The sequence below is a fragment of the Klebsiella sp. X13 genome, from assembly GCF_003323835.1.
GTDB classification, from domain to species: Bacteria; Pseudomonadota; Gammaproteobacteria; order Enterobacterales; family Enterobacteriaceae; genus Klebsiella; species Klebsiella ornithinolytica.
The window spans coordinates 3,343,540-3,366,557 of the sequence record NZ_CP030874.1 but is presented as its reverse complement, the minus strand read 5'-3'; the positions used below and the strand labels follow the sequence as shown (position 1 = coordinate 3,366,557).

The following is a 23,018-nucleotide window of genomic DNA, read 5'->3' as shown; positions in this document are numbered from 1 at the left end:
GATAGCAAAACTGGCCTATACTGTTCTGAAAATGGAACAATGGAGGAAGGATGCTCGATCTCAATGACTTAGCCTGGTTTGTCCAGGTCGTCGATCATGAAGGATTCGCCGCGGCGGGCAGGGCGCTCGATCAGCCGAAATCAAAATTAAGCCGTCGGATCGCGCAGCTGGAAGAGCGGCTTGGTGTGCGGCTGATTCATCGCACGACCCGGCAGTTCGTGGTCACCGAAGTGGGGCAGACCTTCTACCAGCACTGCAAAGCGATGCTGATAGAGGCCGAGGCGGCGCAGCAGGCGGTGGAAACGCTGCGTTCGGAGCCGCGCGGCAGCGTTAAACTCACCTGCCCGGTGACCTTATTGCATGCCCATGTCGGGCCGATGCTGGCGCGGTTTATGCTACGTTACCCGGGCGTCAATGTGCAGCTGGAGGCTACCAATCGGCGGGTGGACGTTGTTGGCGAAGGGATTGACGTTGCGATCCGCGTGCGCCCGCGTCCGTTTGACGATAGCGATCTGGTGATGCGGGTACTGGCCGACCGCGGACAGCGTCTGGTCGCCAGCCCGGCTTGTATTGCGCGAATGGGGAGGCCACAGGCGCCATCGCAGCTGAGTACGTGGCCGGGACTGAGTCTCGATGCCGGAAAGCATCAGCATAAGTGGCAACTGAGCGGGCCGGAGGGGGCAAGGGCGGAAGTCTATTTCACGCCGCGGATGGTCACGACGGACATGCTGGCATTGCGTGAAGCGGCGATAGCCGGCGTTGGGGTGGTTCAGCTTCCTCTCTTAATGGTGCGCGATCAGCTGGCTGCCGGGACCCTGGAGGTGGTACTGGATGCGTGGCAACCACAGCGGGAAGTCATTCATGCGGTTTTTGCCTCTCGTCGCGGTCTGCTGCCGTCGGTGAGAGCACTGGTAGACTTTCTGAGCGAAGAATACCAGCGGATGGAAGAGGATTGATAAGGGGGCTGTATCCCGGGCAAAGCACGCATGTCGACACCCGGTCGGGGCTTCTCATCCCCCCCGGGCGGTGCCACAGGCGAAAAAAAAGCCCGTACTTGCGTACGAGCTCTTCTTTAAATATGGCGGTGAGGGGGGGATTCGAACCCCCGATACGTTGCCGTATACACACTTTCCAGGCGTGCTCCTTCAGCCACTCGGACACCTCACCATATTGTTTTGCTGCTCACCCTGGGTGGTCAACGGGCGCTAATTTAGGGAAATACGTATCTCTCGTCAATCAACTTTTTCAAAAAACAGCGCGTTTAGACAAACTTCGCGCAACTTGCTTTTTAAATGCGCGACAATCGATTTTTTTGTCGCCACCCTCTTTTTATTCGATAGAAAAATGAAATTTGCTATGCTGGCAATCCAATAGAAAACAATAAGTAAAATACGGCGCCAGGGTCAACCTGCAACCAGCGCCCGCGATCAGGAGCCATGATGGACATAATCTTTTATCACCCGACATTTGATACCGCTTACTGGATTGCTGAGCTGGAAAAACAGCTGCCGGGCGCGCGCGTACGCGAATGGAAATCCGGCGATACTCAGCATGCGGACTATGCGCTGGTCTGGCATCCGCCGGTGGAAATGCTTCAGGGACGGGACTTAAAAGCCGTTTTTGCCCTCGGCGCTGGCGTCGATTCAATTCTGAGTAAACTCCGTGAACACCCGGAAATGCTGCCGATGTCGATTCCACTCTTTCGCCTCGAAGACACCGGAATGGGTCAGCAGATGCAAGAGTATGCGGTGAGCCAGGTGCTGCACTGGTTCCGTCGCTTCGACGACTACCAGGCATTAAAACAGCAGGCCCGCTGGCAGCCGCTGGAGGATTATCGTCGCGAAGAGTTCACTATCGGGATAATGGGCGCGGGCGTGCTTGGTTCGAAAGTGGCGGAAGCGCTTCAGGTATGGGGATTTCCGCTGCGGAGCTGGAGCCGTAGTCGTAAATCCTGGCCTCAGGTGCAAAGCTTTGCCGGTCAGGAGGAGCTGGGCGACTTCCTCGGCGCGACGCGGGTACTGATCAACCTGCTGCCAAACACGGCGGAAACCGTCGGCATTATTAATCAGCGACTGTTGGCGCAGCTTCCGGATAACAGCTATGTTCTCAATCTGGCACGTGGCGTTCACGTGGTCGAAGCGGATCTGCTGGCGGCACTGAATAGCGGTAAGCTTAAAGGCGCGATGCTGGATGTCTTTAGCCGCGAGCCATTACCGGCGGAAAGTCCGCTGTGGGCGCATCCTCGGGTGGCGATGACGCCACATGTCGCCGCAGTCACCCGTCCGCTGGAAGCGATCACCTATATTGCCAGCACCATTGGCCGCCTGGAGCGTGGGGAGGCGCTGAACGGGCAGGTCGATCGTCAGCGCGGATACTAAGAGAAACCCCGCTGTGGCGGGGTTTTGCTAATCATGCGTCCTGATTCCTGCTATTCTTGCCACAAACAGAGAAGGAGATTGTGATGTATCCTGTTGACCTGCACATGCATACCGTCGCCAGTACCCACGCCTACAGTACCCTGCACGATTATATTGCTGAAGCAAAGCGTAAGGGGATCAAACTTTTTGCCATAACCGATCATGGTCCGGATATGGCCGATGCTCCGCACTACTGGCATTTCGTCAATATGCGCATCTGGCCGCGGATGGTCGACGGCGTCGGCATTTTACGGGGTATTGAAGCCAACATAAAAAATACCCTCGGCGAAATTGACTGCACCGGGCCGATGCTGACCTCACTGGACCTGTTCATTGCGGGCTTCCATGAGCCGGTTTTCCCGCCGCAGGATAAAGCCACCCATACTGAAGCGATGATCGCCACTATGGCGAGCGGCGCGGTACATATTATTAGCCATCCGGGTAATCCGAAATACCCCGTCGATATTCCGGCGATAGCCGCCGCGGCGGCAAAATACCAGGTGGCGCTGGAAATCAACAACTCATCCTTCGTCTCGTCGCGTGTGGGCAGCGAAGATAACTGCCGGGCGGTTGCCGCCGCCGTGCGCGATGCCGGAGGTTGGGTCGCGCTGGGATCGGATTCGCATACCGCATTTACGCTCGGCGAGTTCAAAGAGTGTCGTAAGATCCTCGATGATGTGAACTTCCCCGAAGAGCGGATCCTTAACGTGTCCCCGCGTCGGCTGTTGAATTTCCTTGAGTCTCGCGGGATGCCGGCGATCCCTGAATTTGCCGATCTTTAATATGAATAACTGGAAAAATTGAATGAACGAGTTTTCAATCCTCTGCCGCGTGCTGGGCTCTTTGTACTACCGTCAGCCGCAGGATCCGCTTCTGGTGCCGCTGTTTACCCTGATCCGTGAAGGGAAGCTGGCGGCGAGCTGGCCGCTGGAGCAGGATGAGCTGCTGGAACGTCTGCAAAAAAGCTGCGACGTGCAACCGCTGGCCGCCGATTACAATGCGCTGTTTGTCGGTGAAGAGTGCAGCGTTCCTCCTTATCGTAGCGCGTGGGTTGAAGGGGCAAGCGAAGCTGAAGTTCGCGGTTTCTTCAGCGAACACGGGATCCCGACCGGAGAAGGTCAGGCCGACCACATTGGGTCACTGCTGCTGGCGGCCTCGTGGCTTGAAGATCATGCTACGGAAGATGAAAGCGAAACGCTGGAAACGCTGTTTGCTGACTACATTTTGCCGTGGTGCGGGGTTTTCCTCGGCAAAGTCGAGGCGCATGCCGGGACACCTTTCTGGCGGACGATGGCGCCCCTGACGCGGGAAGCGCTCTCCGCCATGTGGGATGAACTGCAGGAAGAATCGGAAGAGTAAATGTGATATTTGTCACGTTTTTATTGCAATGGAAAGTATGAGCTTGCATATAACGTGCTTCAGATCTCATTTGGCGGACGCGTATCTGCTATGATACGCGTCATGAACATACTCTTCGCAATCGCAATAACGACAGGCATTCTCTCCGGAATCTGGGGATGGGTGGCGGTCGCGCTTGGTCTGCTGAGCTGGGCGGGCTTCCTGGGCTGCACGGCCTATTTCGCTTGCCCGCAGGGCGGGCTAAAAGGGTTGCTGATCTCAACCTGTACGGTAATGAGCGGTGTGGTGTGGGCGCTGGTCATTATTTACGGCAGTGCGCTGGCGCCGCATCTGGAAATCCTTGGCTATATGATGACCGGGGGCGTGGCCTTCCTGATGTGTATTCAGGCTCGTCAGCTGCTGCTCTCTTTTGTCCCCGGCACTTTTATTGGCGCCTGCGCCACATTTGCCGGCGACGGGAACTGGCGGCTGGTGGTACCTTCTCTGGCGCTAGGGCTGGTGTTTGGTTACGCGATGAAAAATTGTGGGCTATGGCTGGCCGCGCGTGCGCGGAAAAACAAATCCACATTAGTGAACGAAACGCCCGACCAGGCATAAGCTGATGTCACCCGCACAAGAAACAGGACCTCAGGTCCTGTTTTTCTTTCTGCTGGCACTGGTCGGGCTGTTCAGACTTGCGGCCGTCGACCCGACTCACGGGGTAGCCCCCGCCACGCAACCGTAACGTGAAAGAATATTAACCCGCAACATAGCCTTGCTATCCTCCAGACGGGTTATAGCCGCCGCAAGCTTCCCGGACTTTCGTCGGGCGGGCTATCGTGCCATATTACCCTCTGTGCTTTATGTAAAGACGTTTGCCGACAGGAGGCGAAATGACTGTTAAACCTGAGGTTATTCTCGGCGACATCACTACGCTTGACGTCGATGTTATCGTCAATGCCGCTAATCCCTCGCTGCTAGGGGGCGGGGGCGTGGATGGCGCAATCCATCGTGCAGCCGGGCCGGAGCTCCTTGCCGCGTGTCAGGTCGTCCGGCAACAACAAGGCGAGTGCCCTCCGGGTCATGCGGTGATTACTACCGCGGGTCAGCTGCCGGCCAGCGCGGTGATCCATGCCGTCGGGCCCGTCTGGCACGGTGGCGGGCATCAGGAGGCTGAACTGCTTGCTGACGCGTATCGAAACAGCCTGCAGCTGGCGTCAGCGAACAGCTATCGATCGATTGCCTTCCCGGCCATCAGTACCGGCGTATATGGATATCCTAAGCAGGCGGCGGCAGAAATTGCCGTGCAGACGGTCAGCACCTTTCTGACGCGTTACAATCCTTTAGAGCGCGTCTGCTTTGTCTGTTTCGATGAGGAGACCGCGGACATTTACCGGCGCTTGCTTGAGCCGCAGCGAGGTGCGTGAAAGTCGGGGGTCCCGACCACCCGCCGCCTGACATCTGCGGGCGAGCGGGCGGGCGATCAGCCAGCGGACACTTGAGTCTTAGCTGCTTTCGGCTGGAATTTTCCCGAAAAGAGAAAGCGTAGCAGAGGAATGCGCAGATGAATTTCATACAGCACCAGCGCAATACCGACCACGAAGACTAAGCCAGCAATAAACCCAAGCGCGTTGGATTTGATCGCCGGCGCCAGCCATGCGCCATAAAGCAGGGTCAGCGGGTGGTGCACCAGATAAATGAACAGCGAAGCATTAACAAAATAGGTCACCCGCGCCGACTGAAAGTTCAGCAGACGGTGGCCGAGAGAAAAGACCACGTTCACCATCCACAGACCCAGAACCATGGTAATGACCGATTCGGTTTCATACATCCAGCCATCACCGGAACCATATTGCTGATTCAGGCGATAGGCGATAAAGCCTAGCAGCGCGCCGACGAAGCACCATGGCGACGGAGTGGTAAACATCGTTTTTAAGCGCGGATTGATAAATACCTGGGCACCAAGAATGAAGAAGGGCAGGTAAAACAGAGTCTGCATCACGATGAAATTAAACAGGCCGTTGCTGAGCACGGGGGCGTAAAGGACAAACAGCGAGCGGCGGATCACCGCGTAAAGCACGCCGAGCGCCAGAAAAATCATCGACAGCTGAGCTAATGTGACGGTGTCACCAAAGGTCGATGCCCTGGCTGAGCGGCGGCCGGTCAGCCAGCGAAACAGCACGACTCCCAGAGAGGTCAGGACCACCAGCACCAGTAAAAACCACAGGTGAGAAACCAGTTCCCACGCCAGAGTATTGAATTTGTCGTAACCCGAGAGGGTGTGCCAGTTTTCGGCCTTGCCGTTAACGTACTGCAGCATGATGAACTGCGGCAGCGTCAGCAGAGGTATGGCGGTCAGCATCGGAATGCCGACACGCTCAACGCGCACTTTCCACCACTTCTTCAGCGGATAACGTAAAAAAAGCATGTAGGAAAAGTAGCCAGAAATGACAAAGAAGACCTGCATGCGAAAAGCATGGATAAAATCGTTAAACAGCGTCAGCCACCAGGAGGGCTCGAGGCTATTCACATGCCAGCTGTGGCTGGAATAGATCAGTGATATATGAAAAGGGATCCCCAGTAGCATCAGCCAGGCGCGGATGCTATCGAAGAAATATTCACGTTGTACTGGCGTATTATTCATACAATATCACTACATTCTCGGACAATTCGTCTTATCACTCAACGTGATAACGTTTAAATTCTCAGCAACCCTACATCAACTCTGGATACCTGTCTCCAGGATAAGTACGTAAAGTACAAATGTGGCAGTTAACTGCCTATTACCTGCGCCGCTAAGGTGAACAAAGCAGGGATTATGTTGTCGGATTGCCTGAATTACCATTAAAATAGATCGGATCGATTTAAGCACACAAAGGGGGAAGTGCTTACTTATATGAAACTTAAACCACAGATGATGAAAATGCGCTGGTTAAGCGCAGCCGTAATGTTGTCCCTGTGTACTTCATCTGCATGGGCGTTTAGCATTGATGACGTTGCAAAACAGGCCAAAGCGTTAGCCGGGAAAGGCTATGAAGCGCCGAAGAGCAACTTGCCCTCCGCTTTCCGCGACATGAAATACGCGGACTACCAGCAAATCCAGTTTAATCACGATAAGGCTTACTGGAACAATCAGAAAACCCCATTCAAACTTGAATTTTATCATCAGGGTATGTACTTCGACACGCCGGTCACCATTAACGAAGTGACGGCAAGCAGCGTGCGTAAGATTAAATATAATCCGGATTACTTTAATTTTGGCAGCGTCCAGCATGATAAAGATACGGTGAAAGACCTGGGCTTCGCCGGTTTCAAAGTACTGTACCCGATCAACAGCAAAGATAAGAACGACGAAATCGTCAGCATGCTCGGCGCCAGCTACTTCCGTGTTCTGGGTCAGGGCCAGGTGTACGGGCTTTCCGCGCGCGGCCTGGCTATCGATACCGCGCTGCCTTCCGGCGAAGAATTCCCTCGTTTTCGTGAGTTCTGGATTGAGCATCCAAAAGCCACGGACAAGCGTTTGACTATTTATGCACTGCTTGACTCCCCACGTGCGACCGGCGCCTACCGTTTTGTGATTATGCCGGGCCGCGATACCGTCGTTGATGTGCAGTCTAAAGTGTACCTGCGTGACAAAGTCGGCAAACTAGGCGTTGCACCGCTGACCAGCATGTTCCTGTTCGGGCCGAATCAACCCTCTCCGGCGACCAACTATCGTCCGGCGCTGCATGATTCTAACGGCCTGTCGATTCTTGCCGGTAACGGCGAGTGGATCTGGCGTCCGCTGAACAATCCGAAGCATCTGGCCGTCAGCAGCTATGCGATGGAAAATCCGCAGGGCTTCGGCCTGCTGCAGCGCGGCCGTCAGTTCTCGCGCTTTGAGGACCTCGACGACCGTTACGATCTGCGCCCGAGCGCCTGGATCACGCCGAAGGGCGACTGGGGTAAAGGGAAAATCGAACTGGTTGAAATCCCGACCAATGACGAAACCAACGATAACATCGTGACCTACTGGACGCCGGATCAGCTGCCGGAACCGGGTAAAGAGATGAACTTCAAATACTCGATTACCTTCAGCCGCGATGAAGACAAACTGCACGCGCCGGATAACGCCTATGTGATGCAGACCCGCCGTTCTACCGGGGATGTGAAGCAGTCGAACCTGATTCGTCAGCCGGATGGCACCATTGCCTTTATCGTTGACTTCACCGGCGCTGAAATGAAAAAAATGCCGTCAGATACGCCGGTAACGGCGCAGGCGAGCATCGGCGATAACGCAGAAATTGTTGAGAATACCGTGCGTTATAACCCGGTCACTAAGGGCTGGCGTATGGTTCTGCGTGTGAAGGTAAAAGATCCGAAGAAAACCACGGAAATGCGCGCTGCGCTGGTCAATGCTGATCAGACGCTGAGTGAAACCTGGAGCTATCAGCTGCCTGCCAATGAATAAGATAACGAAGTACATTGACGCGTTGCCGCTGTCTGAGGCTGAAAAAGCCGCGCTGCCTGATACAAGCCTGCAGGCCGTACATGAAGCGCTGGACGCCGATCATCATGCTTTTGTTCGTGAAGACGATTCCCCGCTGGGTTCCGTGAAATCACGACTGGAACATAGCTGGCCAGACTCCCTGGCCGGTAACCAGCTGATAAAAGATGATGAAGGGCGTACTCAGCTCAACGCAATGCCGAAAGCAAAACGCTCCTCAATGTTCCCGGACCCGTGGCGCACCAACCCGGTTGGGCGTTTCTGGGATCGGCTACGGGGACGTGATGTCACCCCGCGCTATCTTTCTCGCCTGACCAAAGAAGAGCAGGAGAGCGAGCAGAAGTGGCGTACCGTCGGGACCATCCGTCGTTACATCCTGCTGCTGCTGACGCTGGCGCAGACCGTTGTCGCAACCTGGTACATGAAAACCATCCTGCCGTATCAGGGATGGGCGCTCATCAATCCGGCTGACATGGTCGGGCAGAATCTGTGGATTTCCTTCATGCAGCTGCTGCCGTACATGCTGCAAACTGGGATCCTGATCCTTTTCGCGGTCCTTTTCTGTTGGGTTTCCGCCGGTTTCTGGACCGCGCTGATGGGCTTCCTGCAGCTGCTGATGGGGCGCGATAAGTACAGTATCTCCGCGTCAACCGTCGGCGATGAACCGCTGAACCCAGAACACCGTACGGCGCTGATCATGCCGATCTGCAACGAAGACGTCGATCGCGTATTCGCCGGCCTGCGTGCCACCTGGGAGTCGGTGAAGGCGACAGGGCAACAGCAGCACTTCGACGTGTATATCCTGAGTGACAGCTACAATCCGGATATTTGCGTTGCCGAGCAGAAAGCGTGGATGGAGCTGATTGCGGAAGTGCAGGGCGAGGGGCAGATTTTCTATCGCCGTCGTCGTCGTCGTGTGAAGCGTAAGAGCGGTAACATCGATGACTTCTGCCGTCGCTGGGGCAGCCAGTATAGCTATATGGTGGTGCTGGATGCTGACTCGGTGATGACCGGTGAATGTCTGACCGGGCTGGTGCGTCTGATGGAGGCGAACCCGAATGCCGGGATCATTCAGTCCTCGCCGCGCGCTTCTGGTATGGACACCCTGTATGCCCGTTGCCAGCAGTTTGCGACCCGCGTTTACGGTCCGCTGTTCACCGCCGGCCTGCACTTCTGGCAGCTTGGTGAATCACACTACTGGGGCCATAACGCCATTATCCGCGTGAAGCCGTTTATCGAGCACTGCGCGCTGGCGCCGCTGCCGGGAGAAGGTTCATTTGCCGGGTCGATTCTGTCGCACGACTTCGTGGAAGCGGCGCTGATGCGTCGTGCCGGCTGGGGGGTGTGGATTGCCTACGATCTGCCGGGCTCTTATGAAGAACTGCCGCCGAACCTGCTGGATGAACTGAAGCGTGACCGCCGCTGGTGCCACGGTAACCTGATGAACTTCCGTCTGTTCCTGGTCAAAGGCATGCACCCGGTGCACCGGGCGGTGTTCCTGACCGGCGTCATGTCCTACCTGTCGGCGCCGCTGTGGTTCATGTTCCTCGCCCTGTCGACCGCGCTACAGGTCGTGCATGCGCTGACTGAGCCACAGTACTTCCTGCAGCCGCGGCAGCTGTTCCCGGTCTGGCCGCAGTGGCGTCCGGAGCTGGCGATTGCGCTGTTCGCCTCGACGATGGTGCTGCTGTTCCTGCCGAAATTGTTGAGCATTATTCTGGTGTGGTGCAAAGGTTCAAAAGAGTACGGCGGCTTCATTCGCGTGACGCTCTCTTTGCTGCTGGAAGTGCTGTTCTCGGTACTGCTGGCGCCGGTGCGTATGCTGTTCCATACCGTGTTTGTGGTCAGTGCGTTCCTCGGTTGGGAAGTGGTATGGAATTCTCCGCAGCGTGATGATGACTCCACCCCATGGGGTGAAGCCTTTATGCGCCACGGTTCGCAGCTGCTGCTGGGGCTGGTGTGGGCGGTCGGTATGGCGTGGCTGGATCTGCGTTTCCTGTTCTGGCTGGCGCCGATCGTCTTCTCGCTGATCCTGTCGCCGTTCGTGTCGGTGATTTCCAGTCGGGCCACCGTGGGCCTGCGTACCAAACGCTGGAAGCTGTTCCTGATCCCGGAAGAGTATTCCCCGCCGCAGGTGCTGAAGGATACCGATGCATATCTGACCCTGAACCGTCAGCGTTCCCTGGACGATGGGTTTATGCACGCCGTGTTTAACCCGTCCTTCAACGCGCTGGCGACGGCAATGGCGACGGCACGTCACCGCCATGGTCACATTCTGGATATCGCCCGCGAACGTCACGTTGAACAGGCGCTGAACGAGACGCCCGACAAACTCAATCGCGACCGTCGTCTGGTGCTGTTGAGCGACCCGGTCACCTTGTCACGTTTGCACTATCGTGTGTGGGCCGCGCCGGAGAAATACTCTTCGTGGGTGAGCGCCTATCAGCAGGTGACGCTCAACCCGCTGGCGTTGAAAACGAAATAAGCGGTATGTGAAGGAAAATACCGGCAATATTGCCGGTATTTTTTTATCTGAGCATTGAGGTAGCAGATGAGAATTTTACTGGTTATTGCCATGGCGCTGCTGCTCAGCGGCTGCGGCAGTATTATTAGCCGCACGGTGCCGGGGCAGGGGCATGGGAATCAGTATTACCCCGGCGTGCAGTGGGATGTGCGTGATTCGTCATGGCGATACATCACCATTCTCGATCTGCCTTTTTCGCTGGTGTTCGATACGTTGCTGTTGCCGCTTGATGCCAGCCACGGTCCGTACAACTAATCAGCGTTCATCCCACTCATCGGCGGCGGTCTGACCCTCTTCGGTATCCAGAGAGGGTTCCAGCTGAAACTCTCCTTCGTCCCACTCATGCAGCGTATTCTCTTCCAGCCACTCCTGACGCAGCTCTATCTCGTCATAGTCGCCGTCAAAAACGCTCTGTGCCGCTTCGCCGCTTAACATCGGCAGGCATTCGCCTTCTTCATCTTCGTCGGCAAAAAATTCGGCCTGCCAGGCGATATCGCCATCCTGCAGAACGTACTTTTGGATATTCAGCTGCTCAACGTTGGCACTCTCCTCGTCGCTATCCGGATTATTGACCAGGAACTCTTCGCGGGCCGCATCGATAGCTTCTTCGAGCGTGGCATAGAAAATCGAATCCTTTGGCATAGATAACCCCCTAAGAAGAATGAAAAATGGACACGATTCAATCTATAGAAGGCGGTGAGCGTTGCGTCAAGGGGAAGGCGACGCTGTTGAACTTAATTTACCGAACGACCGCCCGAGTCCGCGTTCTGCGCGGGTTCATCACCGGAAGGACGCCGCAAGCTGAGGGTGGAATAGATAGCGTTGAACAGGACGACCGTCGCGGTGACAAAAAAGACCGCCCGGAAACCATAGCTGGCAGATACCGCTGCGCCGATCAATGGGCCGGTGACGTTGCCGATATCGCGAAATGACTGGTTATAGCTAAAAATGCGCCCGGCCACCTGGCTGGTTGAGTTGTACACCAGCAGCGTCTGGACGGCCGGCAGCAGCGCGCCGTCGGCGGCACCCAGCAGAAAGCGTAAAATAGCCAGCTGCAGCGGCGTCTGGACGAATGACATTGGAATCAGCAGCAGAACGGAGACCATCAGCGCGACGATAAGGATTTTTTCCGGCCCGATACGATCCCCGAGCTTACCGAGGCGCGGGGCGCTGATCAGCGCCGCGACGCCCGGAACGGAGGCTATCATCCCGCTGATAAAGGCGATATTTCCGACGTCTCCGGCCAGCTCCCGAACGTAGAGGGTCAGGATAGGGGCGATTGAGCCGGTGGCGACCTGAATAATCATCGTGGTGACAAACAGACTCAAGACCAGCTTTGGGCTTTTCAGGGACGAAAAGACATCCCTTGCATTAAGCATCTCTTTCTTCGCGACCGGGACGAACTGCTCGCGAATGAAAAACAGCGTCAGGATAAAACAGACGAGCAGGACGCTGGCGGTCAGAAAGAAGACGGTGCGCAGTCCCCAATGGTCGGCAAGAAAGCCGCCCGCCAGCGGGCCAAGCAGCGCGCCGCTCACGGCGCCGGTAGATAGCGTACCCAGCGCCCAGCCGCTCTTCTGGCGCGGGATCTGGGTGGCGATCAGGGCATTCGCATTGGGAATAAAACCACCCAACAGCCCCAGCAAGGCCCGCAGTACCAGAAACTGCCAGATGTTTTGCGCCAGCCCCATCAACATCATGACGATAGCCATCCCCAGCGCGGAGCGCAGCAGCATAATTTTGCGCCCTTTGCGATCGGCCAGGCCGCCCCAGAAGGGAGAGGCAACGGCGGAGAACAAGAAGGTAATGCTGAATACCAGTCCTGACCACATATTCAGGGCACTGTGGCCCGTCACGCCAAGCTGCTCGACGTAGAGCGGGAGAAAGGGCATAACCAGGCTAAAAGCGGCACCGGTCAAAAAACAGCCGAGCCAGGTGACCGTGAGATTTCGTTTCCAGTTAATCGGACTATCTGCAGACGACATAGGCTTCCATTGGCCTGCGATGCAGGACAAAAACAAAAGATGAGCCTGCTAATTATGCGCCTGAGTAACGATCATCGCAATGGAGGAGAGCGCTTAATGCTAAAGCGGAAAGTGCCTCCGGCCAGCATCGGGCTGCCGGAGGAAGCACACTTAATAGCGTGAAGGTACGCCGGGCGGGCGGGTCTTAAAGCGGCGGTGCAGCCACATATATTGCTCCGGCGCCATCAGGATGCATTTCTCGACGATGCGGTTCATCCAGGCCGCGGTCGTTTCCGCATCATCAAGCGGCGGATCGCATTCCGGCGGCAGAATAATCAGCTCATAACCTTTACCGTCGGGTTTACGCCGCGGAACGAACGGAACAATGCAGGCTTTCGACATCTTTGCCAGCATCCAGGTCCCCGACGTCGTTGCCGCCTGGTCGACGGCAAAGAGCGGCACGAATACGCTGGCGGTCGGGCCGTAGTCGTGGTCCGGCGCATACCAGATCACTTCGCCTTTTTTCAGCGCGCGAATCATCCCTTTCAGATCTTTACGGTCGATCATGTCTTTATTCGAGCGCAGCCGGCCCCAGGTTTGCAGCCAGTCAATGACCGGATTGTCATTTGGACGGTAGACGCCGATGCCGGGTTCGTTGATACCAAACATCCGCGCCCCCATTTCCAGCGTGAGGAAGTGAATGCCGATCAGCAGAATGCCGCGCTGTTGCGCCTGAACGTCCCGGATATGCTCAACGCCGATGGAGTCGGTCCAGCGCGCAATACGCCGGGTCGGCCAGAACCAGGCCATCCCGGTCTCCATTAACCCCATCCCCACCGATTCGAAGTTTTGCACCACCATCTGATGGCGCTCTTCTTCGCTTTTGTCCGGGAAGCACAGCTCCAGGTTACGGTAAGCGATTTTGGCGCGGCGTTTCATAAAGCGCATTGCCAGGCGGCCAATCGCATTGCCAAGGCGGTAAATCAACGGATAGGGAAGCTGAACAACCAGCCACAGCAGGCCAATACCTAGCCAAAGCAGCCAGTAACGCGGATGCAGCAGCGCCGCGGAAAATTTAGGTAAATGGGTCATCTCATACCTGTTTAAATAAGCAACTCATTCTATTATCGCATTTTTTCATGCTTCAGCCAAAACGGCTGTCCCAGGTGGCATTTATTGTTAAACGCGAACGAACGGGAGTGAAATGAATGTAGCGCAAAATGTGGGGATGTAAATTAACGTCGTTTGCTATATGATGCCGGCCGTTTATTTACCTCATTTCCTATGTCGAGCAGGTACACCATGCCAGTGTTACATAACCGCATTTCAAATGAGACGTTAAAAGCGCAGATGTTAGCTGAGAGCGAACCGCGTACAACGATCTCGTTTTATAAATATTTCACCATCGTGGATCCAAAAGCCACGCGCGATGCATTGTGGATTGCCCTCACCAAATTAAACGTGTTTGGTCGTATCTATCTGGCCCACGAAGGGATCAATGCCCAAATCAGCGTGCCAGAAAGTCAGGTCGATGCGCTACGCGAGTTTCTCTACGCCTTCGACCCGGCGCTGGATGGCCTGCGGATGAACATCGCGCTGGACGACGACGGAAAATCCTTCTGGGTGCTACGCCTGAAAGTCCGCGATCGTATCGTGGCGGATGGGATCGATGATCCGACGTTTGATGCCTCAGACGTGGGTGATTATCTGAAAGCGGCGGAAGTGAATGCGATGCTGGACGATCCCGATGCGGTGTTTATCGATATGCGTAACCACTATGAATATGAAGTGGGCCATTTTGAGCAGGCGCTGGAAATCCCGGCGGACACGTTCCGCGATCAGCTGCCGAAAGCGGTCGAGATGATGCAGGAACATAAAGATAAAAAAATCGTTATGTACTGCACCGGCGGTATTCGTTGTGAAAAAGCCAGCGCCTGGATGAAGCACAACGGCTTCAGTAAGGTCTGGCACATTGAGGGCGGGATTATTGAATATGCCCGTCGTGCGCGCGAACAGGGGCTGCCGGTACGCTTTATCGGTAAGAACTTTGTCTTTGACGAGCGGATGGGGGAGCGGATTTCCGATGATGTGATTGCCCATTGCCATCAGTGCGGTACCCCGTGTGATAGCCATACGAACTGCCTGAATGACGGCTGCCATCTGCTGTTTATCCAGTGCCCGAGCTGCGCCGAGAAGTTCGCCGGCTGCTGTAGCGAGGCGTGCATGGAAGAGCATAAGCTGCCGGAAGAGGAGCAGCGTCAGCTGCGTGCCGGACGAGAAAACGGCAATAAGATCTTCAACAAATCTCGCGGCCGCCTGAACACGAAGCTGGGGATCCCGGACCCTGAGACCTCAGAAAAACCATAACCAGATAAGATCAACGATCGCCAGCAGCAGCCACAGTGCGAGATAAATCATAAAGTGCTCGCGGACGTTGTTGACCAGTAAATCGTACAGGCGACGCATAAACTCTCTCTGTGATGAACGGCCTCCTCTGAGGCCGTTTTTTATTGCTCAAATCAACACCGCGCGGCGGCCATCTAACCCTGAAAGCGTGCCAGCGAGAAGGGGGTCAGGTCGAAGGCGGGGGTTTCCCCCTGGGCAAACTGCGTGGCAATTTCTCCCAGCACCGGGGCGAATTTGAAACCATGACCGCTTAACCCGCTAATCAGCAACGTTTCAGGATGGCCGGGGAGGGTGTCGATAATAAAGTCTTCATCCGCCGTATTATCGTAGGTACAGGAGGCGCCATGCAGGCAGCCGCCGATACCGGGCAGCACGTTACGCAGGAAGCTGAACGACTCAGAGCCGTCGGTGGCCACCGCGCCAAATGGCGTGCGTTCTTCCGGCGCGGAGATAAGTTGCCCGCCGTTGTGCTTGCCGATCTTCAGTTCATTGTCTTCCGCCGGGAAACCATAGAACTGGTCGCCGTTTGGCAGCTCACCGGTAAATGCCGGGAAGTGGTTTTTAGTGCTATAGCGTCCATCAGCCTGGAACCAGGCGAAGATTTTGCGTACGGGCTGGACTGGCAGGTCGGGCAGCAGACGCGTTACCCATGTACCGGCGCTAACCAGCAGTTTCTTGCCGCTGTAGCTGCCATCGGCGGTGTCGATTGTCACGCCATCCGGGTGATGGTGTATGGCGGTAACCGGGCAATTAAACAGCTGAGCGCAGCCCGCCTCACGCGCGAGACGTATCCAGGTTTCGATGGCCAGCTCGCTACGTAAAACCCCGGATGCCGGTTCGAATATGCCACGATAATCATCCGGTACGCGAATCTCAGGCCAGCGGGCCATGATAGCCGGGGCATCCATCTCTTCGACGTTCAGTTGGAACTGGCGGGCGCTGTTCGCAACGTTGCTGAGAAACGTCGAGTTTGCCGGGCCGAGGTTAATCACCCCGGTGCGTTCGAAGACCGCCTCGCCGCTGAGGGTTGCAAGCTCATCCCACAGCGCCTGCGCACGCAGCACCAGCGGGACATATCTCTCTCCTTCACCGTAGGCGTGACGGATAAGACGCGTATTACCGTGATGGCTGCCCTCCTGATGCGGAGGCGTGTGCGCGTCGGTCATCAGCACGTTAAGTCCAGCCCGGCGGGCATAATAGCCGGCAGCGGCGCCAGTGGAGCCGCTGCCGATAATGATGAGGTCGTATTGCATGGTCTGTTCCGGTTTTTTGCTTTATTAGCAGGGTAATTAACAACCTGCACATATACAAGCCCGAAAATAAATCAGGCACCCGCAGGTGCCTGTTTAGTTAGCATATATCGATCGCGGCATAATCATTAATGCCTGCGGTACTCGTTTGCCTGGTATTCGCCTGATTCTATCTTCGCAATACCTGCTTCCAGGATAGAAATAAATTGACGTGCGACTTCCGTCGTTAGCCAGAGCGTCTGGCCAATTTCAGCTTCGTTACTGCTTTCTTGAGTGGGGTTTTGGTAGTGCAGGCGCAACATCATTGCATCGTAGCTATCAACGGTGCTGATGTCCCATCCGACGAGGGGATGGGTCTGGATGACTTCATTATTCTTTTCCATCATAACCCCTTATTCATATGTTAAAAGACAACAATTCTCGAGGTTTAATGCATATTTTTTGAAGCAAGTTAATTATATCAGCTGTTAAGAATAAACTCGAGAAATTAAATCAAACAGGGCGAGCTTTCATCTGTTTGGTGCTTTTTTGCGCAAATTTAGTGCCGCGCATCGTTATTTTTAAAGGAAATAATCAGGAGGAAAAAGAAAAGTCTGAGATTGCAACGGGGATAAAAAAGCCGGGGCGACCCGGCAAAAAAAGCACAATGAGGGAGCAAATTGAATTTGCTGTGCCTGACGCGATGTTCCGGCAGCTTTTGCTTCAGACTGGCCTGCTCTGTTTGTTCAGAGCCCGTGCTATTCTGCTGCGGCATGCTGCCAGAGAGGCGTCAGGATGCGTCATGGACAAACCAGTCATCAGCGCTTTCCCAGGTTTCTTGCAGGATTTCGCTTATCCGGTCTTTATCTTCTTTCAGGCCGCCAATGACGGACAAATTGTTATTGGCGGCAAAGCGTACGGTTACCTGGCTTGGAAGAGCCGGGAACTGCTGTTCAATGCGTCGGGAGAGTTCATTATTTAGCGCTTCTAAGGCGCCGTGCGGTAAGGCTGTAGATTTGGCGATAGACACTTCGATGCGCATGATTGCCCCCTGTGTAATATACTGGTTATTTATACAGTATTCAGTTTGCGTTTACAACAAGGGGCAGCGCTTTTATTTTTTCATCGTCCAGCGCAGGGTTTCACCGGCAAGGAAAGGCACCAGGGTGTCGTCCGGCAGGGCGATGCTTTCAACGACGGTGCTCTCTTCGCGCACCAGCTCAACAAAGGTATCATTCACCGGCAGGCCGTAGAAGCGCGGGCCGTTGAGTGAACAAAACGCTTCGAAGTGCTGCAGGGCATTCATCTCTTCAAATACCGTCGCATAGCTGCCCAGCGCGGTCGGCGCGTTAAAGCAACCGGCGCATCCGCAGCTGGCCTCTTTACGATGGCGGGCGTGCGGAGCGGAGTCGGTTCCCAGAAACGCGCGGCTAAAGCCGCTGGCAACCAGCTCACGCAGCGCCTGCTGGTGGATATTGCGCTTCAGAATCGGCAGACAGTAAAGATGGGGACGCACGCCGCCAACCAGCATGTGATTACGGTTAAACATCAGATGCTGAGGCGTAATGGTCGCGGCCAGCAGTTCGTTACCGTCGCGAACGTATTCGGCGGCATCTTTGGTGGTGATATGTTCGAACACCACTTTCAGGCCCGGTAAACGCTGACGCAGCGGCTCCATTACCGTTTCGATAAAGCGCGCTTCGCGATCGAAGATGTCAATCTCGGCGTGGGTGACTTCACCGTGAACCAGCAGCGGCATGCCCAGCTTTTCCATGCGCTCCAGCACCGGCATGATGGCATCGATGCTGGTGACGCCGTGGCTGGAGTTGGTGGTGGCATTGGCCGGATAGAGTTTGGCTGCGGTGAATACGCCAGCGTGGAATCCACGCTCCAGCTCCGCCGGGTCGAGCGTATCGGTCAGGTAGCAGGTCATCAACGGCGTAAAGTCGTGCCCGGCGGGAACGGCGTCAAGGATACGCTGGCGATAGGCTATCGCCGCTTCAACGGTGGTGACAGGCGGCACCAGATTCGGCATCACGATCGCCCGGCCATAAAACTCACTGGTGTAAGGCACGACGGTCTTCAGCATATCGTCATCGCGGAGATGGATATGCCAGTCGTCAGGGCGGCGGATTTTCAATACCTGGGATTGTGCTGTCATGGAAAGCTCCGGCTAATAGGGTCAGTCATCAGGGCTGTTTTTGCCGGGCACTAAGGATAAGCGTAAACGTTTTCCTTTGCATCAATTTCCGTAAAAAAACGGGCGCCGCAGCGCCCGTCGTATTAATTGGTGAACGGGATGATAATTTCGCCCGGTTTCACCTCGATGCCTTTTGCGTATTTTTTCGCCAGCGCTTCGCCGGTGCTGGCATCTTCGCGCAGAACGTAGGCCGGCTGCTGGTTAAAATAGCTACGCAGAGACTGATTCAGATAGGGAATCAGGGTCTGTACGACGGACTGCAGTTTCTCAGGCGACACTTTCGCATCAACCACTTCCATCTCCTGCAGGAAGATCGCGCCTTTCTCTTTATTAAAGACCGGCAGCGCCTTGAGCTTCAGGTCGATGGTGGCTTTCTGATTGCCGAATAACGAGTTCAGATCCAGGTTGGCAATGCCGCTCAGCGTCACTTTATTCGGCTCTTCACGGCCAATCGCACTGGTCAGATCGTGTAACTCAATATGGGCATCCGCCACGCCCGGCAGGCCGATATCTTTGGCGAAATGGTTACGTTTCTGTAGCGCCTGGTTAATTTCCTGCTCGCTAACTGAATACTGTGTGAGCTGGTTACAGCCGCTCAGAAGGCCGCTGACAATGAGCGCGGCCACGATAAACATCTTTTTCATTAGATTCCTTAACGGTCATGCCAGGACTTATCCTGACATAAAGCAGTATGGCCTGCCAGCATTCGACGCACTAGCGGAAAATGCTGAAAACAGGCCTTACCTTAAATCTCTGGTCAGGTACGTGGCTCCAGCATGCCGGACGTCGACCGCTTCTGGCTGAACTGCCACCACAGAGCAATGAAGGTAAACAGGCCGATAACACCCAGCATCAGCCACGGCAGTTCGGGCTGATTCAGCGCTTTACCCGCATCGAACAACCATCCGCCGCCGGCGTAGCCAAACGCGCCGCCGAAGGCCAGCCCCAGCCGGCTGAAGCCCATATAGCTGCCGCGCGCCCGGGCATCGGCTAAAGAGGCTCCCAGGGTTTCCCGCGCCGGTTCCGCAACGATCGATCCAATATAGAAGATACAAATCAGGGTAAACAGCTGCTGTAAATTGCTGGTCAAGCCAATAGGCAACATGGCGAGGGTCATCACCAGTAACCCGGCCATCAGCCGATGCTCCAGGCGAAAGCGCTGTTCGCTCCAGCGGGCAATGGGATAGAGCAGGGTTAACGATATAGCGGCTTCAATGGCATACATCCATTTTACCGCGGTCGGTGAACCGGCGATGTCGTTAACCATAATGGGCAGCATGAGCATCACCTGGACGGCCAGCATATAGTAGCCGGTGAGCGTCAGAACGTAGGTGACAAAGCGCTTGTCGCGCAGCACCCGGCCCAGGCCTTCCCGCACCGGTGTTTTCACGGTGGAAAGCTTCCACGCCGGGAGATACCAGGCGTTGAACGCGGCGCAGGCGACAAACAACGCCGCGCCCACGCTGCAGACCAGGCGGAAGTCGTATTGCAGCAGCCAGCTGCCGAGCAGGGCGCCAATCACCGCCCCGGCGCTGTCCTGCATCATCAGAATCGAAAAGAATCGCCCGCGCTGATGCGGACGCACCAGCTTGACCACCAGCGCGGCGCGCGGCGGATCGAACAGGGTGCCGCCGAGCCCGGAGAGAATGCAGGAGAGCCACAGAACCCACGGTTCATGGGCCACGGCCATCGCCGCGAAACCACCCGCGCGCATGAGCATGCCGGTGACGATCATCGGCTTGGCGCCAAAGCGATCGGCGACCGCGCCGCCAAAAATGCCTAATCCTTGCTGTACCAGCTGGCGCAGGCCGAGCGCAATCCCGACCATCAGCGCCGCCCAGCCCATCTGGTCAACAAAGCGAATAGAAATTAGCGGGAAGACGACAAAAAAGCCCAGAACCACCAGCATGTTGTCGACCAACAGGAAATATTTACCCAGGCTCCTTGCCTGCGATACGCGGGACATTTCCCCTCCAGGGAAAATAAAGAGTTACCCGGATAGTGTGCGGGGAAGATGCTGACTTTCCCAGCATCATTGCGACAATATTTTTTTATCAAAAAGCAAGATCGATAGAGTCTATTCATCGAAAAAGGGAGATGGTGCAGAAAATGGTATGTTGCTGTTTTCACACAACCGTTCAGGACAGGTATAGTGAAAGGAGCAGGGTAATCAGTCAGGGGAACAGGAGAAGGGAATGTTTGGCTATCGCAGTAACGTACCTAAGGTGCGTTTGACGACGGACAGGCTGGTGGTGCGGCTGGTATACGATCGTGACGCCTGGCGTCTGGCCGATTATTACGCGGAGAATAAAGGGTTCTTAAAACCCTGGGAGCCAGTGCGCGATGACAGCCACTGCTACCCCTCTGGCTGGCAGGCGCGTTTATCGATGATTTCCGAGTTTCATAAACAGGGCTCGGCATTCTATTTTGCGCTGCTCGATCCGGAAGAGAAAGAGATTATCGGCGTGGCAAATTTTTCCAATGTGGTTCGCGGGTCGTTTCATGCCTGCTACCTCGGCTATTCCATTGGCGAGAAGTGGCAAGGCCAGGGGCTGATGTTTGAGGCCCTGACCGCGGCGATTCGCTATATGCAGCGCACGCAGCATATCCATCGCATCATGGCCAACTACATGCCGCATAATCAACGTAGCGGCGATTTACTGGCTCGTCTTGGCTTTGAAAAAGAGGGGTACGCCAAAAATTATCTGCTGATTGACGGGCAGTGGCGTGACCATGTACTGACGGCGTTGACGACACCGGACTGGACTCCGGGTCGCTGAGGAGAGAGCATGAAATATCAGTTAACCGCACACGAAGCGCGCGTCATCGGGTGTCTGCTGGAAAAACAAGTAACCACGCCTGAGCAGTATCCGCTGTCGGTCAATGCGGTGGTGACCGCCTGCAATCAGAAAACCAATCGTGAGCCGGTGATGTCGCTGAGCGAAAGTGATATTCAGGATCTGCTGGATGCCCTGGTCAAACGCCATTACCTGCGTACGGTCAGCGGTTTCGGCAATCGGGTGACCAAATATGAACAGCGCTTTTGTAATTCCGAGTTTGGCGATCTGAAACTGTCTCCGGCGGAAGTGGCGATCGTGACGACGCTGCTGCTGCGCGGCGCGCAGACGCCGGGCGAGTTGCGCAGCCGAGCGCAGCGAATGTATGACTTTAGCGATATGGCGGAAGTGGAGAGCGTGCTGGAAACGCTGGCAACCCGGGATGACGGACCTTTCGTCGCTCGTCTGCCGCGCGAGCCAGGGAAACGAGAATCCCGCTATATGCATCTGTTCTGCGATGATATGGACTCGCTTATTACCGCCGTCGAGGCCGTCTCGCCGCCGGCCCATGATCTTCTCGCGCGGGTTGAGGCGCTGGAAGGCGAAGTCGCGGAACTGAAAGAGCGGCTGGCCTCGCTGCTGGCTCACCTGGGAGATTAATCGTGACCGCGAAATTACGCATTGGCGTGGTGGGGTTAGGGGGCATCGCGCAGAAGGCCTGGCTGCCGGTGCTGGGCGCCGCAGACGGTTGGACGCTGCAGGCGGCCTGGTCGCCGGGTAAAGAGAAAGCGCTACGCATCTGCGACGCCTGGCGCATTCCTTATGCCGACTCGCTGGAGCAGCTGGCGGCGCAGTGTGACGCGGTCTTTGTGCATACTTCAACGGCTTCGCATTTTGAGGTGGTGAGCCGCCTGTTGCATGCCGGGGTGCATGTGTGCGTGGATAAACCGCTGGCCGATAAGCTGAATGAGGCAGAGTCGCTGGTCGAACTGGCGGCGCGCCGCAAGCTCACGCTGATGGTCGGTTTTAACCGTCGCTTTGCGCCGCTGTATCGTGAACTCAAAACGCAGATGGGCGGCGCCGCATCGCTGCGCATGGATAAACATCGCAGCGACAGCGTCGGCCACGATCTGCGTTTTACGTTGCTGGATGATTATCTGCATGTGGTGGATACCGCGCTGTGGCTGGCGGGCGGTACCGCGCGCCTGAGCGGCGGCTCGCTGCATACCACGGCCCAGGGCGAAATGCTCTACGCCGAACACCACTTCAGCACGCCTCAACTGGAGGTCACCACCAGCATGCACCGGCGTGCCGGTAGTCAGCGGGAGTGGGTGCAGGCGGTGACTGACGGCGGACTGTACGCCGTCTGTGATATGCGTGAATGGCAGGAAGAGCGCGGTCTGGGGGTGATTATGCGCCCGGTTCCGGGCTGGCAAACCACGCTCGAGCAACGGGGTTTTGCCGGCTGCGCTCGCCACTTCATCGAATGCGTGCAAAATCAGACGGTTCCGGAAACTGCGGGTGAACAGGCGCTGCTGGCGCAACGGGTGGTCGAAAAACTCTGGCGCGAGGCAATGAGTGAATAATTGGTTGTAACATCTGGGAGTAGTAATTCATGACGAACCCGGTAGACTATCGCCACTTTCCAGCGCCCGCAATCGCGGGCGTTTTACTTCA

24 protein-coding genes and 1 tRNA gene are annotated in these 23,018 nt (G+C 55.9%); 13 read left to right on the top strand and 12 right to left on the bottom strand.

Annotated elements, in window-relative coordinates:
- Positions 1-50: 50 nt before the first annotated feature.
- Positions 51-956 (top strand): LysR family transcriptional regulator, encoded by a 906-nt coding sequence (locus DSD31_RS16010; RefSeq protein ID WP_004860459.1) that lies wholly within the window; start codon positions 51-53, stop codon positions 954-956.
- Between the two features lie 123 nt (positions 957-1,079).
- Here DSD31_RS16010 and DSD31_RS16005 read toward each other — a convergent pair.
- Positions 1,080-1,167, bottom strand: a tRNA-Ser gene (locus tag DSD31_RS16005).
- Positions 1,168-1,439: 272 nt separating this feature from the next.
- Here DSD31_RS16005 and ghrA point away from each other — a divergent pair.
- The 5 genes from ghrA (at position 1,440) to ymdB (ending at position 5,182) form a co-directional block, all read left to right on the top strand.
- Complete coding sequence (gene ghrA, locus DSD31_RS16000) at positions 1,440-2,378, top strand: glyoxylate/hydroxypyruvate reductase GhrA (protein ID WP_113991177.1); 939 nt, start codon at positions 1,440-1,442, stop codon at positions 2,376-2,378.
- Between the two features lie 83 nt (positions 2,379-2,461).
- Positions 2,462-3,199 carry a phosphatase gene (locus tag DSD31_RS15995; RefSeq protein ID WP_004860463.1) on the top strand — a complete coding sequence of 246 codons (738 nt, stop codon included), beginning with the start codon at positions 2,462-2,464 and terminating at the stop codon, positions 3,197-3,199.
- Positions 3,200-3,221: 22 nt separating this feature from the next.
- Complete coding sequence (locus DSD31_RS15990) at positions 3,222-3,776, top strand: TorD/DmsD family molecular chaperone (protein WP_004860465.1); 555 nt, start codon at positions 3,222-3,224, stop codon at positions 3,774-3,776.
- A gap of 102 nt (positions 3,777-3,878) precedes the next feature.
- On the top strand, positions 3,879-4,373 hold the full coding sequence (locus tag DSD31_RS15985) for a DUF1097 domain-containing protein (RefSeq protein ID WP_015584660.1): 495 nt from the start codon (positions 3,879-3,881) through the stop codon (positions 4,371-4,373).
- Positions 4,374-4,648: 275 nt separating this feature from the next.
- A complete protein-coding gene (gene ymdB, locus DSD31_RS15980) occupies positions 4,649-5,182 on the top strand; it encodes an O-acetyl-ADP-ribose deacetylase (RefSeq protein WP_004860470.1) in 534 nt (177 codons plus the stop codon).
- 56 nt (positions 5,183-5,238) lie between these two features.
- On the opposite strand, the gene mdoC is transcribed toward ymdB, so the two are convergent.
- Positions 5,239-6,399 (bottom strand): glucans biosynthesis protein MdoC, encoded by a 1,161-nt coding sequence (gene mdoC, locus DSD31_RS15975; RefSeq protein ID WP_088884069.1) that lies wholly within the window; start codon positions 6,397-6,399, stop codon positions 5,239-5,241.
- A gap of 252 nt (positions 6,400-6,651) precedes the next feature.
- Here mdoC and mdoG point away from each other — a divergent pair, with 252 nt between their 5' ends.
- The 3 genes from mdoG to DSD31_RS15960 all read left to right on the top strand — a co-directional run bounded on the left by mdoG (position 6,652) and on the right by DSD31_RS15960 (position 11,020).
- Positions 6,652-8,205 carry a glucans biosynthesis protein MdoG gene (gene mdoG / locus DSD31_RS15970; protein ID WP_004860475.1) on the top strand — a complete coding sequence of 518 codons (1,554 nt, stop codon included), beginning with the start codon at positions 6,652-6,654 and terminating at the stop codon, positions 8,203-8,205.
- Positions 8,198-10,726 (top strand): glucans biosynthesis glucosyltransferase MdoH, encoded by a 2,529-nt coding sequence (gene mdoH, locus DSD31_RS15965; RefSeq protein ID WP_048023067.1) that lies wholly within the window; start codon positions 8,198-8,200, stop codon positions 10,724-10,726. The genes mdoG and mdoH overlap by 8 nt, the downstream gene beginning before the upstream one ends.
- A gap of 66 nt (positions 10,727-10,792) precedes the next feature.
- The gene (locus DSD31_RS15960) at positions 10,793-11,020 is read left to right on the top strand and encodes a YceK/YidQ family lipoprotein (RefSeq protein WP_004860481.1); all 228 of its coding nucleotides are present in this window, start codon (positions 10,793-10,795) and stop codon (positions 11,018-11,020) included.
- Here DSD31_RS15960 and DSD31_RS15955 read toward each other — a convergent pair whose 3' ends face one another.
- The 3 genes from DSD31_RS15955 to DSD31_RS15940 form a co-directional block, all read right to left on the bottom strand.
- Positions 11,021-11,407, bottom strand: a complete 387-nt coding sequence (locus DSD31_RS15955) for a MysB family protein (protein WP_004860482.1) — start codon at positions 11,405-11,407, stop codon at positions 11,021-11,023.
- A 92-nt stretch (positions 11,408-11,499) separates the two neighbouring features.
- Positions 11,500-12,750 (bottom strand): multidrug efflux MFS transporter MdtG, encoded by a 1,251-nt coding sequence (mdtG, locus tag DSD31_RS15950; RefSeq protein ID WP_015584657.1) that lies wholly within the window; start codon positions 12,748-12,750, stop codon positions 11,500-11,502.
- A gap of 150 nt (positions 12,751-12,900) precedes the next feature.
- The gene (locus DSD31_RS15940; protein ID WP_004860485.1) at positions 12,901-13,821 is read right to left on the bottom strand and encodes a Kdo(2)-lipid IV(A) acyltransferase; all 921 of its coding nucleotides are present in this window, start codon (positions 13,819-13,821) and stop codon (positions 12,901-12,903) included.
- Between the two features lie 210 nt (positions 13,822-14,031).
- Between DSD31_RS15940 and trhO the strand changes: the two genes are divergently transcribed.
- Positions 14,032-15,096: an oxygen-dependent tRNA uridine(34) hydroxylase TrhO gene (trhO, locus tag DSD31_RS15935; protein ID WP_004860488.1), complete on the top strand. Its 1,065-nt coding sequence runs from the start codon at positions 14,032-14,034 to the stop codon at positions 15,094-15,096.
- Here trhO and DSD31_RS15930 read toward each other — a convergent pair.
- From DSD31_RS15930 to mdtH, 7 genes are all read right to left on the bottom strand, one after another.
- A complete protein-coding gene (locus DSD31_RS15930; protein WP_004860490.1) occupies positions 15,082-15,195 on the bottom strand; it encodes a YceO family protein in 114 nt (37 codons plus the stop codon). The two genes, trhO and DSD31_RS15930, sit on opposite strands and share 15 nt — an antisense overlap.
- A gap of 74 nt (positions 15,196-15,269) precedes the next feature.
- Positions 15,270-16,388, bottom strand: a complete 1,119-nt coding sequence (gene solA / locus DSD31_RS15925) for an N-methyl-L-tryptophan oxidase (protein WP_015584656.1) — start codon at positions 16,386-16,388, stop codon at positions 15,270-15,272.
- Between the two features lie 125 nt (positions 16,389-16,513).
- Positions 16,514-16,768: a biofilm formation regulator BssS gene (gene bssS, locus DSD31_RS15920; RefSeq protein WP_004860493.1), complete on the bottom strand. Its 255-nt coding sequence runs from the start codon at positions 16,766-16,768 to the stop codon at positions 16,514-16,516.
- 386 nt (positions 16,769-17,154) lie between these two features.
- Positions 17,155-17,406: a DNA damage-inducible protein I gene (dinI, locus tag DSD31_RS15915; RefSeq protein WP_004860494.1), complete on the bottom strand. Its 252-nt coding sequence runs from the start codon at positions 17,404-17,406 to the stop codon at positions 17,155-17,157.
- A 72-nt stretch (positions 17,407-17,478) separates the two neighbouring features.
- The gene (pyrC, locus tag DSD31_RS15910; protein ID WP_004860495.1) at positions 17,479-18,525 is read right to left on the bottom strand and encodes a dihydroorotase; all 1,047 of its coding nucleotides are present in this window, start codon (positions 18,523-18,525) and stop codon (positions 17,479-17,481) included.
- 122 nt (positions 18,526-18,647) lie between these two features.
- Positions 18,648-19,208, bottom strand: coding sequence for a lipoprotein (locus DSD31_RS15905; protein ID WP_004860496.1), 561 nt, complete (start codon positions 19,206-19,208; stop codon positions 18,648-18,650).
- Positions 19,209-19,321: 113 nt separating this feature from the next.
- Positions 19,322-20,530 carry a multidrug efflux MFS transporter MdtH gene (mdtH, locus tag DSD31_RS15900; RefSeq protein ID WP_004860497.1) on the bottom strand — a complete coding sequence of 403 codons (1,209 nt, stop codon included), beginning with the start codon at positions 20,528-20,530 and terminating at the stop codon, positions 19,322-19,324.
- Positions 20,531-20,759: 229 nt separating this feature from the next.
- On the opposite strand from mdtH, the gene rimJ reads away from it, so the two are divergent.
- The 3 genes from rimJ to DSD31_RS15885 are packed head-to-tail and all read left to right on the top strand — an operon-like array spanning position 20,760 to position 22,927.
- The gene (rimJ, locus tag DSD31_RS15895) at positions 20,760-21,344 is read left to right on the top strand and encodes a ribosomal protein S5-alanine N-acetyltransferase (RefSeq protein ID WP_004860498.1); all 585 of its coding nucleotides are present in this window, start codon (positions 20,760-20,762) and stop codon (positions 21,342-21,344) included.
- Between the two features lie 9 nt (positions 21,345-21,353).
- Positions 21,354-22,001 carry a YceH family protein gene (locus DSD31_RS15890; protein ID WP_113991176.1) on the top strand — a complete coding sequence of 216 codons (648 nt, stop codon included), beginning with the start codon at positions 21,354-21,356 and terminating at the stop codon, positions 21,999-22,001.
- 2 nt (positions 22,002-22,003) lie between these two features.
- Positions 22,004-22,927 (top strand): Gfo/Idh/MocA family protein, encoded by a 924-nt coding sequence (locus tag DSD31_RS15885; RefSeq protein ID WP_004860500.1) that lies wholly within the window; start codon positions 22,004-22,006, stop codon positions 22,925-22,927.
- Positions 22,928-23,018: the final 91 nt, after the last annotated feature.

Excerpts from the sequence above, each read along its gene's own strand:
- DSD31_RS15905 (WP_004860496.1), bottom strand. The coding sequence starts at position 19,208 with ATGAAAAAGATGTTTATCGTGGCCGCGCTCATTGTCAGCGGCCTTCTG.
- DSD31_RS15995 (WP_004860463.1), top strand. The coding sequence starts at position 2,462 with ATGTATCCTGTTGACCTGCACATGCATACCGTCGCCAGTACCCACGCC.
- DSD31_RS15940 (WP_004860485.1), bottom strand. The coding sequence starts at position 13,821 with ATGACCCATTTACCTAAATTTTCCGCGGCGCTGCTGCATCCGCGTTAC.
- bssS (WP_004860493.1), bottom strand. The coding sequence starts at position 16,768 with ATGGAAAAGAATAATGAAGTCATCCAGACCCATCCCCTCGTCGGATGG.
- solA (WP_015584656.1), bottom strand. The coding sequence starts at position 16,388 with ATGCAATACGACCTCATCATTATCGGCAGCGGCTCCACTGGCGCCGCT.
- mdoH (WP_048023067.1), top strand. The coding sequence starts at position 8,198 with ATGAATAAGATAACGAAGTACATTGACGCGTTGCCGCTGTCTGAGGCT.
- DSD31_RS15890 (WP_113991176.1), top strand. The coding sequence starts at position 21,354 with ATGAAATATCAGTTAACCGCACACGAAGCGCGCGTCATCGGGTGTCTG.
- ghrA (WP_113991177.1), top strand. The coding sequence starts at position 1,440 with ATGGACATAATCTTTTATCACCCGACATTTGATACCGCTTACTGGATT.
- DSD31_RS15930 (WP_004860490.1), bottom strand. The coding sequence starts at position 15,195 with ATGCGTCGCCTGTACGATTTACTGGTCAACAACGTCCGCGAGCACTTT.
- DSD31_RS15990 (WP_004860465.1), top strand. The coding sequence starts at position 3,222 with ATGAACGAGTTTTCAATCCTCTGCCGCGTGCTGGGCTCTTTGTACTAC.
- mdoG (WP_004860475.1), top strand. The coding sequence starts at position 6,652 with ATGAAACTTAAACCACAGATGATGAAAATGCGCTGGTTAAGCGCAGCC.
- DSD31_RS15985 (WP_015584660.1), top strand. The coding sequence starts at position 3,879 with ATGAACATACTCTTCGCAATCGCAATAACGACAGGCATTCTCTCCGGA.
- mdtG (WP_015584657.1), bottom strand. The coding sequence starts at position 12,750 with ATGTCGTCTGCAGATAGTCCGATTAACTGGAAACGAAATCTCACGGTC.
- mdtH (WP_004860497.1), bottom strand. The coding sequence starts at position 20,530 with ATGTCCCGCGTATCGCAGGCAAGGAGCCTGGGTAAATATTTCCTGTTG.
- DSD31_RS15955 (WP_004860482.1), bottom strand. The coding sequence starts at position 11,407 with ATGCCAAAGGATTCGATTTTCTATGCCACGCTCGAAGAAGCTATCGAT.
- rimJ (WP_004860498.1), top strand. The coding sequence starts at position 20,760 with ATGTTTGGCTATCGCAGTAACGTACCTAAGGTGCGTTTGACGACGGAC.
- DSD31_RS16010 (WP_004860459.1), top strand. The coding sequence starts at position 51 with ATGCTCGATCTCAATGACTTAGCCTGGTTTGTCCAGGTCGTCGATCAT.
- mdoC (WP_088884069.1), bottom strand. The coding sequence starts at position 6,399 with ATGAATAATACGCCAGTACAACGTGAATATTTCTTCGATAGCATCCGC.
- dinI (WP_004860494.1), bottom strand. The coding sequence starts at position 17,406 with ATGCGCATCGAAGTGTCTATCGCCAAATCTACAGCCTTACCGCACGGC.
- pyrC (WP_004860495.1), bottom strand. The coding sequence starts at position 18,525 with ATGACAGCACAATCCCAGGTATTGAAAATCCGCCGCCCTGACGACTGG.
- DSD31_RS15960 (WP_004860481.1), top strand. The coding sequence starts at position 10,793 with ATGAGAATTTTACTGGTTATTGCCATGGCGCTGCTGCTCAGCGGCTGC.
- trhO (WP_004860488.1), top strand. The coding sequence starts at position 14,032 with ATGCCAGTGTTACATAACCGCATTTCAAATGAGACGTTAAAAGCGCAG.
- ymdB (WP_004860470.1), top strand. The coding sequence starts at position 4,649 with ATGACTGTTAAACCTGAGGTTATTCTCGGCGACATCACTACGCTTGAC.